1 protein-coding gene is annotated in these 646 nt (G+C 44.6%); it reads left to right on the plus strand.

The features are described from left to right. Positions 1-646 (plus strand): L,D-transpeptidase family protein (locus I6F37_RS38390; RefSeq protein WP_225154126.1); only part of this gene is annotated, 646 nt, incomplete at both ends.

A 646-nucleotide genomic window follows, 5' to 3' on the forward strand; every position in this document is an offset into this window, starting at 1 on the left:
GGAATATATTGCGCAGTTTAATGCGCTCGAAAATTCTTCGGATAGCAAAAAACCAAAACAGTTCGAGCCGGCCACCCCACAATATCAACAACTTAAAAAAACACTGCTGCAATATGCTGAAATAGAAAAGCGGGGTGGTTGGGATACTACCGTACGGCCAGGTGCAAAAGCTTATCGGATAGGGCAAAAAAGTGCAGCGATTGCAGCTATTAAAAAAAGGTTATATGCTTCCGGCGATCTGCCGCAGGCCGATACAACAGATGTATTCGATCCTGCACTGGTGATGGCCGTTAACCGGTTTGCACATCGTATGGGCTTTAGTGAAGACAGTGCAGTTGGCCCTAATTTAATTACGGAACTGAACCGCCCGGTAAGCTGGCGTATTAAACAAATTATGATTAATATGGAACGGTTGCGCTGGGCACCGGCGCATTTACCTGCCCATTACATATCTGTAAATATTCCGGATTACAAACTTCATGTATATGAAGATAGCAAGCCTAAGTGGGATATGGATATTGTAGTGGGTAATGCCCAGCACAGTACCGTTGTATTTAGCAGCAGTCTGAAGTATGTGGTATTCAGCCCTTACTGGAATGTACCCTACAGTATTGTAAAAAAAGAAATGGGCCGTACAGCCGGCTAC

This window comes from Bradyrhizobium sp. NBAIM08 (assembly GCF_020193935.1).
GTDB lineage: Bacteria > Pseudomonadota > Alphaproteobacteria > Rhizobiales > Xanthobacteraceae > Bradyrhizobium > Bradyrhizobium yuanmingense.